Raw genomic sequence first — 15,321 nt, forward strand, 5'->3', positions numbered from 1 at the left:
TAGATTTGAGTTAGTTAACCAAATTTCTTATGTTGAAACTATTATTCCAAATTTTTTGGGATATATTTTAAAATTTTAAGAGATTTTTAAGAATTTTTGTAGGAAAAAATAAGCTAAATTGTAGTGATTGTGTGTTGATTTAAAGTTAATATTGTTAAAAGTGTTATAAAAAGTTAAATTTTTAGATTTTTTTAACAAAACGTTCTTCGCATTTCTTTAACCCTAATTTAAAGATGATGTAATTTAAAAACCATAGCAACATCCTACTTTTGATGCGGACAAAAAAGTAATAGTAGATTAAGTAGTTTTAGTTTAGTTTGAAGGAGCTATCTGTGGAGACAGGTAGCTTTTTTGTTTTTGTAGTTTTTAGGTTTATGAGGTGCAGTTTTGTTAACCCATACTTAAACTTATTGTAATCGCTATCGTGATTAGTAAGGATAATTTTGCGCATCATTCATCATAAAACTTTAAATCATAAACAATGAACAGAATTTACTTAATGATTTTTTTCTGTGCTTTGAGTTTAGGTAGTTACGCGCAAACGTTAAATCCTTATTTACAGGCACCAACCACAAACTCAATTTATGTTAACTGGAAAACAGAATCAAATCCGGAATCAATAGTTGAGTACGGAACAGCAGAAAGTAACCTGACTAATACGGTTAACGGGACGAATCAAATTTTTAATGATACGGGGTATCAGGATAACTATTATTATCATACTGTTAAGATTGAAGGACTTTCTTCAAACACAAAATACTACTATAGGGTTAAAACCGGAGAAGCGGTTTCTGAGGTTTACTCTTTTAAAACGCTTCCTATGCCTGGAGAGGCTGCTACAGAAGACGGACATCTTCGTTTCCTTGTATTGGGAGATAATCAAATGAGAAACGTTCCCCGTTTTGACTCATTAGTATCGGCAGCAAAAAGAAAGATAGCTGATAAATGGGGTGTAGATGCTGATCCGGCAGATAATATTGCACTTACCGTTATGGTAGGAGATCAGGTAGATGTCGGTACGCTGGATCATTACGAAAATGTACACTTTAAAAAGAATAAGGCATTATCGGGCTATCTGCCTATACAAACACTTGTAGGTAATCATGAAACTTATGGTACACTGGGTATGCAGGCGTATTATGATCATTATATACTGGATGAGATGTCTTACCAGGGAATTACTTCAGGTACCGAAAATTATTATGCTAACCAGGTAGGTAATACTCTTTTTATAGCTTTAGATACAGAGCATACCGGTTTACAGCAGCTTAACTGGGTTACTCAGGTTCTTGAGGCGGCAAATGATGACGATACAGTAGACTGGATTATATCTCTTGGTCACAGGCCTTATCAGGCAGAACAGTATGTGGGTGATATATCTACCTGGGTACGTAATACTGTTATGCCGGTTTTGGTAACATCGCCAAAACACATTTTACATATAGGTGCCCACCATCACCTGTATCACAGAGGGCAGTTAAAAAATACACCAACCTATCAAATCATATCAGGTGGTGTGGCCTGGGATCAATATTGGGGTATGGCTGTTGAAGAGGATTTTGAAGATGTGCAGAAAACAATATCAAACTGGATTTATCAGATAATTGATATCGATGTGAACAACGGTACTTTTGATGTGGAAGCTTACTCTATAGGTAGTGTGTATACATGGAAAGATAATGAGCTTATGGATGAGTTTCACCGTTACTTAGGTTTAGAGTCTCCGGATACACCAACAATTGAAAACGATTTTAACGGTGGAGATGTTGAACTTCCGCTTGTAATTGAAAGTAGTGAGTATGCTACGGCTTCAGATGAACCTTTAAACTCTACACAATTCTTAATAGGTAAAACACCTGAGTTTGATATTATAGAGAAAGATGTTTACAGGGATTTCGAAAATCTTTTCGGTCCTGTAGGTACGCAGGTAGATACAACTGCTAATATAAATGAAGGGGTAGATATTACTAAGCTTACTATAGCTGAAAACGAAATTCCAAACGGACAGTATTTTGTTAAACTACGTCACAGGGATAGTAACCTTAACTGGAGTGAGTGGAGTGAGGTTAAGTCATTTAATGTTATAAATAGTGAGTTTGCTAATACACTTATTCAAACCGATACTATTGCTTATGCGCCTAATACTCCGGTTACAGTTTCATATTCAGATGCGCCGGGTAACAATACTGATTGGATTGGGGTGTATAAACTAGAGCAGGAGCCGGGTAGTGGTAGTCCGTCGGAAGACTGGGCTTACCTTAACGGACAAAATAGTGGTAATGTGATTTTTGATGGGTTTGCTGATTACGGAAGGTATTATGCTGCTATTTTTGAAAATGACAGTTATACTGAAGTGGCCGACAGACAGGTGTTTTATGTTGGACCGTTTGTAGAGTTGAGTACAGATGCGGAAGTATACGGTTCTGGTGATGCGGTAACTCTTTCTTTTGAAAACGGACCACAGTTGCAAAATGACTGGATAGGTGTTTATAAAGTGGGGCACATACCGGGAGATGTAAACTCTACACAATGGCAATATGTAACTTCGGCTGATGGTAGTTTTACTTTTGAAGGGTTAGCTGACGGGTATTATTATGCAGAGTATTATTTACAGGATGGTTATTACAGTATAGGTAATAAAGTGTTTTTCCAGGTAGGTGAGCAAATCACTCAGCTTATGATTAACAAAACGGTTTATAACTTAAATGAGAATATTATTGCGACCTGGACCGATGCGCCTGGTATAATAAAAGACTGGTTGGGTATTTACCATGAAGGTGATGATCCAAATGTTGATGAGCTTGTAAGTTATACTTATTTTGATGGGCAGCCGGAAGGTACTAAGGTTATTCCTGATGAGAATATGCCTGCCGAGCCGGGAGATTACTTTATAGTAATGTTTACTAACGATTCATACAATGAAGTGTCTAACAGGATCTCTTTTGAAGTTGAGGACGATAGTATGGGTGTGCCTGAATACAGTAGTGAAACGGGAGTAATGGTTTATCCTAATCCGGTTAAGAAAGGTGAAAAAACCTATATCAAATCAAAATACCCAATTGATAAAATTGATATGTTTGATATGACAGGTAATCTGTTCTATTCGTCTAAAAATATAAACGATTATAATTATTCGTTAATCAACCAGAGTTTACCAAGCGGTGTGTATGTTTTAAAAATACATTCTAATAAGGTGTATACTGTTAAGGTGATAGTAGACTAATTACTTTTATATGTGTAAACAAAAAGCCGCTTAATTAAGCGGCTTTTTCTGTTTTAAAAAGTAGTTCTAAAGCTTAGATGTACAATAGAGTTGGATAGCTTTATGGTTTGATCTTTTGTGCTTCCGTTAGCATATATAATATTAAAGAGTCCGGTTTTGGTTAGTAGCCCGAAACCAAAACCTAACCCCAGAAGGTTGTCTTTTATGTTTGATGTTTCATCCTGAATGTATCCGTAATCGGTAATGGAATGGATGTACATGTTTGGGGCGAGTACATAGCGGTATTCTGCCATCAGGGCGGTATAAAGGTTTGCCTGTAGGCTATTCTCATTAAACCCTCTAAAGGAGTTAATTCCTCCAAAACGATACAGTTCACTCACTATATAATTATCGCTTTCTAAATAAAACGTCTGATTCTTGAGGTTGATTATATTCCTGTCGTTTAGGTATAGGTTGTGTGATGCTTCCAATTGAATAAAATACTGGTCACTGCTTCCGGTTTTGGAGTCACGTTGCCCCAGTCCGCCTTTTAGTTCAAGGCTTGTTTTTTCAGGGAATAAAAAATCGTTGGTGTTGTAATTAGCATACTCATAAGTGGTGGTCCAAAAATGATTGGAGTAGTCGCTAAGGGTGCTGCTGTTGAAATTTTGAATATCTACCGATTCGGTTTGCTGGTAACCTAAAAACAGTTTTGAGTTATAGCTAAAGTAATAGCCAAGGTTAAGGTCGGTTACCGTGTTTTGGAAAGTGCTGTCCTGCTTAAATATTTTAAGGCTGGCTTTTATTCCAAGCGGACTCTTAAATATATAGGGTAGCTCCAGTGCTGCGTTAAAGGTGGTTTGTTTTTGTCCGTCGCTTTTCCAGTACAGGTTAAACTTCTCGCCGGAGTTTAATACGTTATTAAGCAGGATGTCTACATATCCGTTAAAAATAATGTTATCGCTATCGTCGTTGGTAAAACCTATAAAACCGTCAAAAGTATTTGGTTTTCCTTTTTCAAGGTATACATATATATTAGTGCTGTCTTCTTTAAAAAGGATTTCAGGGTAACGGGGTTGGGTTACAAAGCGCAATGAATTGAAGTCTTTGTAAATGCGTTCCAGGTTACTTTGGTTAAAAGTTTTTCCTTTATACTGTCGCAGTATATTTCGTCTTATCCCTTCGGGGAAATTTTTGTATCCTTCTATAGTCAGTCCGTTTATGGTTCTCTTCTTTTCTGTTTTTAGCAGTAGGGAAGCATAAAGGGAGTTGTTTGCTTTATTGTAGTCTGATAATTGTACCGAGCTTATGGAGTAGCCTTTCTGTTCCAGTAGTTTGGTGTTAGATGTCATAAAGCTTTCGGCTTCTTCCAGTGGTATTGTGATGGTGTCTTGAGTAATGTTGAGAAGCTCTTTCTCTTCTCCCGATATTTTTCCGGTGTATATATATAAGGACTTGGTTTTGATGCCGGTACTAAAACTGTATACAAAAGTGGTATCGTTTGTTTTTATATAATCCTGAATGTGTGCTTCAAGGTATCCTTTCCTTTGTAAGGTGGTGGTTAGTTTTTTTGCTTCGTCACTTACAGATTTTGCATTGGGGTGTGATTTGTTGTAACCAACAGAATCGATAATTTTCGTTTCGGTATCGGTTTTGCCTTCGGCTTTCAAATAGTAATTTTGGGCGTTTGCCCAAAAAGAAAAAAACAAAAGGGTGTATATGGATAAAAGGTATTTCAATTTTTGAGTCTTGATACGGTAAAAGTAACGCAAAAAAAGTGCAAAAAATATATTGGGGCAATTTTGAATACAATTCGTTTGAAAATTAATGGATTAAGATTTGTTTTGTAATTTTTAATTTATACATTTGCATCCCCGAAAAAAGCGGGTTTTTAAAACATAAGAAATTTTTAATATTAATTATGCCAACAATTCAGCAATTAGTAAGAACAGGGAGAGCCCAGATAACTAAGAAGAGTAAATCGGCTGCTTTAGATTCTTGTCCTCAAAGAAGAGGGGTTTGTACACGTGTTTACACTACTACACCTAAGAAACCGAATTCTGCAATGCGTAAAGTTGCAAGGGTTCGTTTAACAAACGGTAACGAGGTGAATGCTTACATCCCAGGTGAGGGTCACAATCTACAGGAGCACTCGATAGTATTAGTTAGGGGTGGAAGGGTTAAAGATTTACCAGGAGTTAGATACCACATTGTACGTGGTGCTTTGGATACTGCCGGTGTTAACGGTAGGCTTCAAAGAAGGTCTAAGTATGGTGCAAAACGCCCTAAAGACAAAAAGTAATTTTAAAAAACTTTTAAAGTAAAGACATGAGAAAAAGACAGGCCAAAAAAAGACCTCTTTTACCAGATCCAAAGTTTAATGATCAGTTAGTAACACGTTTTGTAAACAACTTAATGTGGGACGGTAAAAAATCAACTGCTTTTAAAGTATTCTATGATGCTATCGAAATCGTAGATCAAAAGAAACAGGACGAAGAGAAATCAGCATTAGAAACTTGGAAAGATGCTATTAACAATGTAATGCCACACGTTGAGGTGAGAAGCCGAAGAGTAGGTGGTGCTACTTTCCAGATCCCAATGCAGATCAGACCAGATAGGAAAATCTCTATGGCTATGAAATGGCTGATCCTTTATGCAAGAAAAAGAAATGAGAAATCTATGGCTCAAAGGCTAGCTTCAGAAATCTTAGCAGCTGCTAAGGAAGAAGGTGCTGCTGTTAAAAAGAGAATGGATACTCATAAGATGGCAGAGGCTAACAAAGCATTCTCTCACTTCAGATTTTAATTCATAAAGAAACATTATAAAAAATGGCAAGAGATTTAAAATATACAAGAAATATAGGTATTGCTGCTCACATTGATGCCGGTAAAACGACAACAACTGAGCGTATCCTTTTTTACACGGGTAAATCACACAAAATTGGTGAGGTGCACGATGGAGCTGCTACCATGGACTGGATGGCGCAGGAGCAGGAGAGAGGTATTACTATTACTTCTGCTGCTACGACTTGTACATGGAACTTCCCTACAGAGCAGGGTAAGCCACTTCCGGAGTCTAATCCATACCACTTTAACATTATCGATACTCCGGGTCACGTTGACTTTACAGTAGAGGTAAACCGTTCATTAAGGGTTCTTGACGGACTTGTGTTCCTTTTTAGTGCAGTAGATGGTGTTGAGCCACAATCTGAAACTAACTGGAGACTTGCAGATAATTACAGAGTTCCTCGTATGGGATTCGTAAACAAAATGGACCGTCAGGGTTCTAACTTCCTTGCAGTTTGTCAGCAGGTTAAAGATATGCTTAAGTCTAACGCTGTGCCAATCGTTTTACCGATTGGTGATGAGGCAGACTTTAAAGGTGTTGTAGATCTTATCAAAAATCAGGCTATCGTATGGCATGATGATACACAAGGTGCAACATTTGATATCGTTCCAATTCCTGAGGATATGAAAGAAGAAGTTCATCAGTACAGATCTCAACTAATCGAAGAGGTTGCTGCTTATGATGAGAATCTTCTTGAGAAATACATGGAAGACGAAAACTCAATTACAGAAGAAGAAGTAAATGAGGCATTAAGAAAAGCTACTATTGATATGGCTATTATCCCAATGCTTTGTGGTTCTTCATTCAAAAATAAAGGAGTTCAGTTCATGCTGGATTCTGTTTGTAAATTCCTTCCTTCTCCACTTGATAAAGAGGCGATTGACGGAACTAACCCTGATACAGAGGAGCCTATTTCTCGTAAGCCATCTGTAAGCGAGCCGTTCTCTGCGTTAGCATTTAAAATTGCTACTGACCCTTATGTTGGTCGTTTAGCATTCTTTAGAGCTTACTCAGGTCGTCTTGATGCAGGTTCTTATGTGTTTAACACTCGTTCAGGTAATAAAGAGCGTATTTCCCGTATCTACCAGATGCACGCTAATAAGCAAAATGCTATCGACTTCATCGAGGCTGGTGATATTGGTGCTGCTGTAGGTTTTAAAGATATTAAAACCGGAGATACCCTTTGTGATGAGAAACACCCAATCGTACTTGAGAGTATGAACTTCCCTGATCCGGTAATCGGTATCGCTATTGAGCCTAAAACTAAGGCTGACGTAGATAAAATGGGTATGGCTTTAGCAAAACTTGCTGAAGAAGATCCAACGTTTACAGTGAGAACTGATCACGCTTCAGGACAAACTATCATCTCTGGTATGGGTGAGCTTCACTTAGATATCCTTGTAGACCGTCTTAAGAGAGAGTTTAAAGTAGAGGTTAATCAAGGTGAGCCACAAGTTGAGTACAAAGAGGCTATTACACGTTCTGCTAACCACAGAGAGGTTTATAAGAAACAGTCTGGTGGTCGTGGTAAGTTTGCTGATATCGTGTTCAAACTAGAGCCGGCAGACGAGAACGTAGTTGGTCTTCAGTTTGTTAACGAGGTGAAAGGTGGTAACGTTCCTAAAGAATTTATCCCTGCTGTTGAGAAAGGTTTCAAAGAAGCTATGAAACAAGGTCCTCTTGCAGGTTATGAAATGGATAGTATGAAAGTTACTCTTACTGATGGTTCATTCCACCCTGTGGATTCGGATGCATTATCATTCGAATTAGCAGCTAAAATGGGTTACAAAGAGGCTGCTAAAGCTGCCGGAGCTGTAATTCTTGAGCCAATCATGAAGCTTGAAGTACTTACTCCTGAAGAGAACATGGGTGATATCGTAGGTGACCTTAACCGTCGTCGTGGTCAAATTAACAACATGGACGACAGGGCAGGTTCTAAAGTAGTTAAAGCTAGCGTACCTCTATCAGAAATGTTTGGTTATGTAACTACTCTAAGAACGCTTTCATCAGGTCGTGCAACTTCTACAATGGAGTTCTCTAACTATGCTGAAACACCTTCTAACATCGCAGAGGAAGTAATTAAAAAAGCTAAAGGAAACGCTTAATTAAAAAGAAAATGAGTCAGAAAATCAGAATAAAATTAAAATCATACGATCACAGCCTTGTAGACAAGTCTGCAGAGAAGATCGTTAAAACTGTAAAGAGTACAGGTGCAGTTGTTACTGGTCCTATTCCGTTACCAACTCACAAAAAAATATTCACTGTGCTACGTTCTCCACACGTAAACAAAAAATCAAGAGAGCAGTTTGAGCTAAGCTCTTACAAAAGACTTCTTGATATTTACAGTTCTTCTTCTAAAACTATTGATGCTCTTATGAAATTAGAGCTTCCTAGTGGTGTTGAAGTAGAGATCAAAGTGTGATAAAATAAACTAAGAAAGCAAGTGTCAGGCTTTTGGATTATCCTTTAGCCTGATACTTATTCTTATATAAGAGAAAAAATTTAAATACGTAATTATAATTAATTTTTAATATGTCTGGGTTAATTGGTAGAAAAATCGGCATGACCAGTATTTTCGATGAAAACGGAAAAAACATTCCGTGTACAGTAATCGAAGCTGGACCATGCGTTGTTACCCAAGTCAGAACCAATGAGGTTGACGGGTATAAAGCGTTACAACTTGGTTTCGATGACAAGTCAGAAAAGCACACAACAAAAGCGGCTCAAGGTCACTTTAAGAAAGCTGGAACTGATGCGAAGAAAAGAGTCGTTGAATTCAAGTATTTTGAAGAAGAGCATAACTTAGGTGATGTTCTAACTGTAGATTTGTTTAATGAAGGTGAGTTTGTAGATGTACAGGGTGTATCTAAAGGTAAAGGTTTCCAGGGTGTTGTTAAGCGTCACGGTTTTGGTGGTGTTGGACAAGCTACTCACGGTCAGCACAACCGTCTTAGAGCGCCAGGTTCTGTAGGTGCGTCATCTTACCCTTCAAGAGTATTCAAAGGAATGCGCATGGCAGGTAGAACAGGAGGAGAAAATGTAACAGTTCAAAACCTTAGAGTTTTAAAAGTAGTAGCTGATAAAAATCTACTAGTTGTTAAAGGATGTGTTCCTGGACACAAAAACTCTTACGTAATCATTCAAAAGTAATGGAAGTAAAAGTATTAGATATCAACGGAAAAGAAACAGGCAGAACGGTTACTCTTTCTGATTCTGTATTCGCAATTGAGCCTAATAATCACGCGGTATACCTTGATGTAAAGCAGTACCTTGCTAACCAAAGACAAGGAACTCACAAAGCTAAAGAAAGAGCTGAAGTTACAGGAAGTACCCGTAAGATTAAAAAGCAAAAAGGAACCGGTACTGCACGTGCAGGAAGTGTTAAGAGTCCAGTGTTCAAAGGAGGAGGTACAATTTTCGGCCCAAGACCAAGAAGTTACTCTTTCAAACTGAACAAAAACCTTAAACGTTTAGCGAGAAAATCTGCTCTAACAATCAAAGCAAACGAGTCAAATTTAACAGTAGTTGAAGACTTCACATTCGAAACTCCAAATACTAAAAATTTCATTAACGTTTTGAAAGCTTTAGGGTTAGAGAATAAAAAATCTCTATTTGTGTTGGGTGATACAAATAAAAATGTATATTTGTCGTCACGCAATTTAAAGGCGTCTAATGTTGTAACTACCTCAGAATTAAACACTTACGCGATTTTAAACGCGAATAATTTAGTTCTTTTAGAAGGTTCGTTAGAAGGAATTCAGGAAAATTTAAGTAAATAATAGGGCAATGAGTATCATAATAAAACCTATCATTACCGAAAAAATAACCAAAGACGGTGAACTTTTCAACCGTTTTGGTTTTGTTGTTAATAAAAAAGCAAACAAAATCCAGATTAAAAATGCAGTTGAAGCTGCATATGGAGTTACTGTTGTTAATGTTAACACAATGAATTACAGGGCTGATAGAACAGTTAAATACACTAAGAGTGGTTTAATTAGCGGAAAGACAGCAGCTTATAAAAAAGCAGTTGTTCAAGTACAGGAAGGTGAAACAATAGATTTTTATAATAATATCTAATAGAAAATGTCAGTTAGAAAATTAAAACCTATTACCCCGGGTCAGCGTTTTAGAGTTGTAAATAGCTTTGACACTATTACAACTGATAAGCCGGAGCGTTCATTACTCGCACCGAAAAAAAACTCAGGAGGTAGAAATAGTCAAGGAAAAATGACCATGCGTTACACAGGCGGTGGTCACAAACAGAAGTATCGTGTTATCGATTTTAAAAGAGCTAAAGCCGGAATCCCTGCTACAGTTAAAACAATCGAATACGATCCAAACCGTTCAGCTTTTATTTCACTATTAGCTTATGCTGATGGTGCTAAAACATACATCATAGCTCAAAATGGTTTACAAGTAGGTCAAACCGTGGTTTCAGGAGAGAATGCTGCTCCTGAAATCGGTAATGCTTTACCTTTAAGCAAAATTCCTCTTGGAACTGTTATATCTTGTATCGAGCTACGTCCTGGTCAGGGGGCAGTTATTGCTCGTAGTGCCGGTACTTTTGCTCAGTTAATGGCTAGAGATGGTAAATATGCTACAATCAAAATGCCTTCAGGTGAAACAAGGTTAATCCTTTTAACTTGTTCGGCTACAATTGGAGCTGTTTCTAACTCTGATCACCAATTAGTTGTATCTGGTAAAGCAGGTAGATCTAGATGGTTAGGTAGAAGACCGAGAACTAGACCAGTAGCGATGAACCCGGTTGATCACCCAATGGGTGGTGGTGAAGGACGTTCTTCAGGAGGTCACCCACGTTCAAGAAAAGGTTTACCAGCTAAAGGTTACAGAACTCGTTCTAAAGTTAACCCGAGTAATAAGTATATCGTAGAACGTAGAAAGAAATAATTAAGTAAGATATGGCACGTTCATTAAAGAAAGGACCTTTCGTTCACTATAAATTAGAAAAGAAAGTTCAGGAAAATATCGAAAAAGGTAACAAAGGAGTTGTTAAGACTTGGTCTAGAGCTTCTATGATTACTCCGGATTTTGTTGGGCAGACTATAGCAGTACACAACGGACGTCAATTCGTTCCGGTTTATGTAACAGAGAATATGGTAGGTCATAAATTAGGAGAATTTTCACCAACAAGATCGTTTAGAGGTCACGCTGGTGCAAAAAATAAAGGTAAAAAATAATAAGAAGCTATGGGAGTTCGTAAAAGAGAAAGAGCAGAGCAGACAAAAGAAGCTAAGAAGCAAGTTGCATTTGCTAAGTTAAATAACTGCCCTACTTCACCTAGAAAAATGCGCATAGTGGCAGATCTAGTAAGAGGTCAGAAAGTAGAGCTTGCTCTTAATATATTAAAATTCAATAGTAAAGAAGCTTCTCGTAAACTTGAGAAATTATTGCTTTCTGCAATAAACAACTGGCAGCAAAAAAATGCTGACGCAAGTTTAGAGGATGCAGGACTATTTGTAAAAGAGATCAGAGTTGACGGCGGTATGATGCTTAAAAGGCTAAGACCGGCTCCTCAGGGTCGTGCTCACAGAATAAGAAAACGTTCTAACCACGTTACAATCGTGTTAGGAGCTAATAATAACACACAAAGCAATTAATAAGCAGTATGGGACAAAAGACAAATCCAATAGGAAATCGCCTTGGTATCATCAGGGGTTGGGATTCTAACTGGTATGGTGGAAATGACTACGGTGACAAACTTGCCGAAGATCATAAAATCAGAAAGTATATCCATGCCCGTTTAGCTAAAGCAAGTGTGTCTAAAGTAATCATCGAGAGAACTTTAAAGCTTGTAACCGTTACTATCACTACTGCCCGTCCAGGTATCATTATCGGTAAAGGTGGTCAGGAGGTAGACAGGCTAAAAGAAGAGCTTAAGAAAATTACTGACAAAGAGGTTCAAATCAACATCTTTGAAATTAAAAGACCTGAACTTGATGCTCACCTTGTAGGTTCTAGCATTGCACGTCAGATTGAAGGCCGTATCTCTTACAGAAGGGCTATCAAAATGGCAATAGCGGCTGCTATGCGTATGAATGCAGAAGGTATCAAAGTTATGATATCTGGTCGTCTAAACGGTGCTGAGATGGCACGTTCAGAAATGTTCAAAGAAGGAAGAATTCCTCTATCAACTTTCAGAGCTGACATTGATTATGCATTAACTGAAGCTCATACTACTTATGGTAGAATGGGTATCAAAGTGTGGATCATGAAAGGCGAGGTTTACGGTAAGAGAGACCTTTCTCCGTTAGTAGGTATGGATAAAAAACAATCCAAATCTTCAGGGTCAGGAAAACCACAGGGTAAATCTGGTCAACGCAAAAGAAAGTAATTATTTAAACTAAAGAAAAATGTTACAGCCTAAAAGAACTAAATACCGTAAGGTACAGAAAGGTAAGATGAAAGGCGTGTCTCAAAGAGGTCACGAACTTTCTAACGGAATGTTTGGTATAAAATCTTTAGATTCATCTTTTATTACTTCTCGTCAAATAGAGGCTGCTCGTATCGCTGCAACCCGTTATATGAAAAGAGAAGGTCAGTTGTGGATTAAAATTTTCCCGGATAAGCCTATCACAAAGAAACCTCTAGAGGTACGTATGGGTAAAGGTAAAGGTGCAGTTGAATACTGGGCTGCTGTTGTTAAACCGGGAAGAATAATGTTTGAAGTTGGCGGTGTGCCTTTATCAGTAGCAAAAGAGGCTTTACGTCTTGCTGCTCAAAAGCTACCAGTAAAAACTAAGTTTATAGTTGCCAGAGATTTCGAAGTGTAATCTAAATTTATTATGAAACAATCTGAAATTAAAGATCTATCTGCAGCTGAGTTACAGGAAAAACTTGGTGAATTACAAAAAACATATACCGATCTAAAATCAGCTCACGCTGTTTCTCCAATTGAGAATCCGTTGCAAATTAGAACCGTAAGAAGGTCTATTGCACGTGTGGCAACTGAGCTAAGCAAAAGAGAGTTACAATAATTGTATTCTGCTGAAAGATGGAAAAAAGAAACTTAAGAAAAGAGAGAATAGGTGTTGTTACTAGTAACAAAATGGAAAAATCCATAGTAGTTGCTGAAACTAAAAAAGTAAAACACCCATTATATGGTAAGTTCGTGTTAAAAACTAAAAAATACGTTGCGCACGACGAAACAAACGATTGTAACATTGGAGATACTGTAAGGATCATGGAAACACGTCCTTTAAGTAAATCTAAATGTTGGAGATTAGTTGAAATCATTGAAAGAGCGAAGTAATTATGGTACAACAGGAATCTAGACTAAAAGTAGCAGATAACACGGGAGCAAAAGAAGTTTTGACTATCCGTGTATTAGGGGGAACGAAAAGACGTTATGCCTCTGTTGGAGATAAAATTGTAGTTTCAGTAAAAGATGCTACTCCTAACGGTAACGTTAAAAAAGGAGCTGTATCGACTGCAGTTGTTGTACGTACCAAAAAAGAAGTGAGAAGAGCCGACGGTTCATACATCAGATTTGATGATAACGCATGTGTATTATTAAATGCTGCTGGTGAAATGAGAGGAACTCGTGTTTTTGGTCCTGTAGCAAGAGAACTTCGTGAAAAACAATTCATGAAAATTGTATCATTGGCACCTGAAGTGCTTTAATTGTTTTTAAAGATGATAAAGCTAAAAATAAAATCAGGAGATGCTGTAAGGGTTATTGCCGGAGACCACAAAGGTTCTGAAGGTACAGTTCTTAAAGTACTTCGTGACAAAAACAAAGCGATCGTAGAAGGCGTGAACATGGTGTCTAAGCACACTAAGCCAAGCGCTCAAAACCCTCAGGGTGGTATCGTGAAGAAAGAAGCTCCTATCCACATTTCTAACCTTGCACTTGTTGATCCTAAAACTAAGGAAACTACAAGAGTTGGTGTAAGAACTGAAGGAGATAAGAAAGTGAGATTTTCAAAAAAATCTAATCAAGTATTATAGTGATGGCTTATATACCAAGATTAAAAGAAGAATATAAGAGTAGAGTTATTTCTGCTCTTACAGAAGAGTTCGGTTATAAAAACGTTATGATGGTTCCAAAACTTGAAAAAATCGTTTTAAGCCGTGGAGTTGGTGCAGCTGTGTCTGATAAGAAATTAATCGACTATGCTGTAGAAGAGTTAACAAAAATCACTGGTCAAAAAGCAGTGGCTACTATTTCTAAAAAGGACGTTGCGACTTTCAAATTAAGAAAAGGTATGCCAATTGGTGCTAAAGTTACTTTACGTGGTGAAAGAATGTATGAGTTTTTAGACAGACTTATCACAGCTTCTCTTCCACGTGTTAGAGACTTTGGTGGTATCAAAGCTACAGGTTTTGACGGTAGAGGTAACTATAACCTGGGTGTAACTGAGCAAATCATTTTCCCTGAAATTGATATTGATAAAGTTAACAAAATCGCAGGTTTAGATATTACATTTGTAACTTCTGCACAAACTGATAAAGAAGCGAAGTCATTATTAACTGAATTAGGTTTACCTTTTAAAAAGAACTAAGTCATGGCTAAAGAATCAATGAAAGCCCGCGAGGTGAAAAGACAAGCGTTAGTAGACAAGTATGCTGAAAAGAGAAAAGCTTTATTAGAAGCCGGAGACTACGAAGCACTACAAAAACTTCCTAAAAATGCTTCTCCTGTACGTTTACACAACCGTTGTAAATTAACAGGTAGACCAAGAGGGTATATGCGTCAGTTTGGTATTTCACGTGTAACTTTCCGTGAAATGGCTAATCAGGGGTTAATACCGGGTGTTAAAAAAGCCAGCTGGTAATAAAAGAATTATAAATTGGTTTCAGGTTCGGCCTTTTTAAGGCCGAAAACCGTTACCGCAAATTAATATATATGTATACAGATCCTATCGCAGATTATCTAACAAGAGTTAGAAATGCAGTAAGAGCTAACCACAAAGTGGTTGAAATTCCTGCTTCTAACCTTAAAAAAGAGATCACTAAGATTTTATTCGATCAGGGATATATCTTAAGTTACAAATTTGATGATAACAAAGTACAAGGTACCATCAAAATCGCTCTTAAGTACGACAAAGAAACTAAAGAGCCTGTAATTAAGGATATCCAGAGAATTAGTAAACCAGGTTTACGTAAATATGCAGGTGCTACCGAATTACCTAGAATATTAAACGGTCTAGGTATAGCTATCGTTTCTACATCAAAAGGATTGATGACCGGAAAACAAGCTAAACAACACAATGTTGGTGGTGAAGTAATCTGTTACGTATACTAATAATAAA

At 37.4% G+C, this 15,321-nt stretch carries 21 protein-coding genes; 20 read left to right on the forward strand and 1 reads right to left on the reverse strand.

All coding sequences use genetic code 11. The features are described 5' to 3' along the window. Window positions 1-481: 481 nt before the first annotated feature. Complete coding sequence (locus Q763_RS00335; protein ID WP_035129758.1) at window positions 482-3,223, forward strand: fibronectin type III domain-containing protein; 2,742 nt, start codon at window positions 482-484, stop codon at window positions 3,221-3,223. A gap of 53 nt (window positions 3,224-3,276) precedes the next feature. On the opposite strand, the gene Q763_RS00340 is transcribed toward Q763_RS00335, so the two are convergent. After that, complete coding sequence (locus Q763_RS00340; RefSeq protein ID WP_035129759.1) at window positions 3,277-4,941, reverse strand: BamA/TamA family outer membrane protein; 1,665 nt, start codon at window positions 4,939-4,941, stop codon at window positions 3,277-3,279. Window positions 4,942-5,123: 182 nt separating this feature from the next. Here Q763_RS00340 and rpsL point away from each other — a divergent pair, with 182 nt between their 5' ends. From rpsL to rpsH, 19 genes are all read left to right on the forward strand, one after another. Continuing rightward, window positions 5,124-5,504 (forward strand): 30S ribosomal protein S12, encoded by a 381-nt coding sequence (gene rpsL / locus Q763_RS00345; RefSeq protein WP_035129761.1) that lies wholly within the window; start codon window positions 5,124-5,126, stop codon window positions 5,502-5,504. A 26-nt stretch (window positions 5,505-5,530) separates the two neighbouring features. Then, window positions 5,531-6,007: a 30S ribosomal protein S7 gene (rpsG, locus tag Q763_RS00350; RefSeq protein ID WP_035129762.1), complete on the forward strand. Its 477-nt coding sequence runs from the start codon at window positions 5,531-5,533 to the stop codon at window positions 6,005-6,007. 23 nt (window positions 6,008-6,030) lie between these two features. Then, window positions 6,031-8,154 carry an elongation factor G gene (gene fusA / locus Q763_RS00355; protein ID WP_035129764.1) on the forward strand — a complete coding sequence of 708 codons (2,124 nt, stop codon included), beginning with the start codon at window positions 6,031-6,033 and terminating at the stop codon, window positions 8,152-8,154. 11 nt (window positions 8,155-8,165) lie between these two features. Further along, on the forward strand, window positions 8,166-8,471 hold the full coding sequence (gene rpsJ / locus Q763_RS00360; RefSeq protein ID WP_035129767.1) for a 30S ribosomal protein S10: 306 nt from the start codon (window positions 8,166-8,168) through the stop codon (window positions 8,469-8,471). A gap of 110 nt (window positions 8,472-8,581) precedes the next feature. Continuing rightward, on the forward strand, window positions 8,582-9,199 hold the full coding sequence (gene rplC, locus Q763_RS00365; protein WP_035129769.1) for a 50S ribosomal protein L3: 618 nt from the start codon (window positions 8,582-8,584) through the stop codon (window positions 9,197-9,199). After that, a complete protein-coding gene (rplD, locus tag Q763_RS00370) occupies window positions 9,199-9,828 on the forward strand; it encodes a 50S ribosomal protein L4 (RefSeq protein ID WP_035129772.1) in 630 nt (209 codons plus the stop codon). Before rplC ends, rplD begins: the two co-directional genes overlap by 1 nt. 7 nt (window positions 9,829-9,835) lie before the next feature. Further along, window positions 9,836-10,126 (forward strand): 50S ribosomal protein L23, encoded by a 291-nt coding sequence (rplW, locus tag Q763_RS00375; protein WP_035129776.1) that lies wholly within the window; start codon window positions 9,836-9,838, stop codon window positions 10,124-10,126. Window positions 10,127-10,132: 6 nt separating this feature from the next. Continuing rightward, window positions 10,133-10,957 (forward strand): 50S ribosomal protein L2, encoded by an 825-nt coding sequence (gene rplB, locus Q763_RS00380; RefSeq protein WP_035129779.1) that lies wholly within the window; start codon window positions 10,133-10,135, stop codon window positions 10,955-10,957. A gap of 11 nt (window positions 10,958-10,968) precedes the next feature. Then, complete coding sequence (gene rpsS / locus Q763_RS00385; protein WP_020213638.1) at window positions 10,969-11,247, forward strand: 30S ribosomal protein S19; 279 nt, start codon at window positions 10,969-10,971, stop codon at window positions 11,245-11,247. 9 nt (window positions 11,248-11,256) lie between these two features. Beyond that, window positions 11,257-11,667, forward strand: coding sequence for a 50S ribosomal protein L22 (gene rplV, locus Q763_RS00390; protein ID WP_035129784.1), 411 nt, complete (start codon window positions 11,257-11,259; stop codon window positions 11,665-11,667). Between the two features lie 8 nt (window positions 11,668-11,675). Further along, a complete protein-coding gene (gene rpsC, locus Q763_RS00395; RefSeq protein ID WP_035129787.1) occupies window positions 11,676-12,401 on the forward strand; it encodes a 30S ribosomal protein S3 in 726 nt (241 codons plus the stop codon). Between the two features lie 19 nt (window positions 12,402-12,420). Beyond that, entirely contained in the window at window positions 12,421-12,840 is a 420-nt protein-coding gene (gene rplP, locus Q763_RS00400) for a 50S ribosomal protein L16 (protein WP_035129789.1), read from the forward strand. Window positions 12,841-12,852: 12 nt separating this feature from the next. Beyond that, window positions 12,853-13,044 (forward strand): 50S ribosomal protein L29, encoded by a 192-nt coding sequence (rpmC, locus tag Q763_RS00405; RefSeq protein ID WP_035129792.1) that lies wholly within the window; start codon window positions 12,853-12,855, stop codon window positions 13,042-13,044. A 17-nt stretch (window positions 13,045-13,061) separates the two neighbouring features. Beyond that, complete coding sequence (gene rpsQ, locus Q763_RS00410; RefSeq protein ID WP_035129794.1) at window positions 13,062-13,319, forward strand: 30S ribosomal protein S17; 258 nt, start codon at window positions 13,062-13,064, stop codon at window positions 13,317-13,319. A 2-nt stretch (window positions 13,320-13,321) separates the two neighbouring features. Next, window positions 13,322-13,690 (forward strand): 50S ribosomal protein L14, encoded by a 369-nt coding sequence (gene rplN, locus Q763_RS00415; protein WP_035129796.1) that lies wholly within the window; start codon window positions 13,322-13,324, stop codon window positions 13,688-13,690. A gap of 12 nt (window positions 13,691-13,702) precedes the next feature. Continuing rightward, window positions 13,703-14,017 carry a 50S ribosomal protein L24 gene (gene rplX / locus Q763_RS00420; protein ID WP_035129797.1) on the forward strand — a complete coding sequence of 105 codons (315 nt, stop codon included), beginning with the start codon at window positions 13,703-13,705 and terminating at the stop codon, window positions 14,015-14,017. A gap of 2 nt (window positions 14,018-14,019) precedes the next feature. Next, window positions 14,020-14,571, forward strand: a complete 552-nt coding sequence (gene rplE / locus Q763_RS00425) for a 50S ribosomal protein L5 (RefSeq protein ID WP_035129798.1) — start codon at window positions 14,020-14,022, stop codon at window positions 14,569-14,571. A gap of 3 nt (window positions 14,572-14,574) precedes the next feature. Then, window positions 14,575-14,844 (forward strand): 30S ribosomal protein S14, encoded by a 270-nt coding sequence (gene rpsN, locus Q763_RS00430; protein ID WP_035129799.1) that lies wholly within the window; start codon window positions 14,575-14,577, stop codon window positions 14,842-14,844. A 71-nt stretch (window positions 14,845-14,915) separates the two neighbouring features. Beyond that, window positions 14,916-15,314 carry a 30S ribosomal protein S8 gene (gene rpsH, locus Q763_RS00435; RefSeq protein WP_035129801.1) on the forward strand — a complete coding sequence of 133 codons (399 nt, stop codon included), beginning with the start codon at window positions 14,916-14,918 and terminating at the stop codon, window positions 15,312-15,314. Window positions 15,315-15,321 lie beyond the last annotated feature (7 nt).

This window comes from Flavobacterium beibuense F44-8, from assembly GCF_000769915.1.
Taxonomy (GTDB): Bacteria; Bacteroidota; Bacteroidia; order Flavobacteriales; family Flavobacteriaceae; genus Flavobacterium; species Flavobacterium beibuense.

What these genes read in the sequence shown, in the direction of transcription:
- rplB (WP_035129779.1), top strand. Translation starts at nt 10,133, where the DNA reads ATGTCAGTTAGAAAATTAAAACCTATTACCCCGGGTCAGCGTTTTAGA.
- rplD (WP_035129772.1), top strand. Translation starts at nt 9,199, where the DNA reads ATGGAAGTAAAAGTATTAGATATCAACGGAAAAGAAACAGGCAGAACG.
- Q763_RS00335 (WP_035129758.1), top strand. Translation starts at nt 482, where the DNA reads ATGAACAGAATTTACTTAATGATTTTTTTCTGTGCTTTGAGTTTAGGT.
- rpsC (WP_035129787.1), top strand. Translation starts at nt 11,676, where the DNA reads ATGGGACAAAAGACAAATCCAATAGGAAATCGCCTTGGTATCATCAGG.
- rpsN (WP_035129799.1), top strand. Translation starts at nt 14,575, where the DNA reads ATGGCTAAAGAATCAATGAAAGCCCGCGAGGTGAAAAGACAAGCGTTA.
- rplC (WP_035129769.1), top strand. Translation starts at nt 8,582, where the DNA reads ATGTCTGGGTTAATTGGTAGAAAAATCGGCATGACCAGTATTTTCGAT.
- rpsG (WP_035129762.1), top strand. Translation starts at nt 5,531, where the DNA reads ATGAGAAAAAGACAGGCCAAAAAAAGACCTCTTTTACCAGATCCAAAG.
- rplV (WP_035129784.1), top strand. Translation starts at nt 11,257, where the DNA reads ATGGGAGTTCGTAAAAGAGAAAGAGCAGAGCAGACAAAAGAAGCTAAG.
- rplN (WP_035129796.1), top strand. Translation starts at nt 13,322, where the DNA reads ATGGTACAACAGGAATCTAGACTAAAAGTAGCAGATAACACGGGAGCA.
- rpsH (WP_035129801.1), top strand. Translation starts at nt 14,916, where the DNA reads ATGTATACAGATCCTATCGCAGATTATCTAACAAGAGTTAGAAATGCA.
- rpsJ (WP_035129767.1), top strand. Translation starts at nt 8,166, where the DNA reads ATGAGTCAGAAAATCAGAATAAAATTAAAATCATACGATCACAGCCTT.
- rplP (WP_035129789.1), top strand. Translation starts at nt 12,421, where the DNA reads ATGTTACAGCCTAAAAGAACTAAATACCGTAAGGTACAGAAAGGTAAG.
- fusA (WP_035129764.1), top strand. Translation starts at nt 6,031, where the DNA reads ATGGCAAGAGATTTAAAATATACAAGAAATATAGGTATTGCTGCTCAC.
- rpsQ (WP_035129794.1), top strand. Translation starts at nt 13,062, where the DNA reads ATGGAAAAAAGAAACTTAAGAAAAGAGAGAATAGGTGTTGTTACTAGT.
- rpsS (WP_020213638.1), top strand. Translation starts at nt 10,969, where the DNA reads ATGGCACGTTCATTAAAGAAAGGACCTTTCGTTCACTATAAATTAGAA.
- rplW (WP_035129776.1), top strand. Translation starts at nt 9,836, where the DNA reads ATGAGTATCATAATAAAACCTATCATTACCGAAAAAATAACCAAAGAC.
- rplX (WP_035129797.1), top strand. Translation starts at nt 13,703, where the DNA reads ATGATAAAGCTAAAAATAAAATCAGGAGATGCTGTAAGGGTTATTGCC.
- rpmC (WP_035129792.1), top strand. Translation starts at nt 12,853, where the DNA reads ATGAAACAATCTGAAATTAAAGATCTATCTGCAGCTGAGTTACAGGAA.
- rplE (WP_035129798.1), top strand. Translation starts at nt 14,020, where the DNA reads ATGGCTTATATACCAAGATTAAAAGAAGAATATAAGAGTAGAGTTATT.
- rpsL (WP_035129761.1), top strand. Translation starts at nt 5,124, where the DNA reads ATGCCAACAATTCAGCAATTAGTAAGAACAGGGAGAGCCCAGATAACT.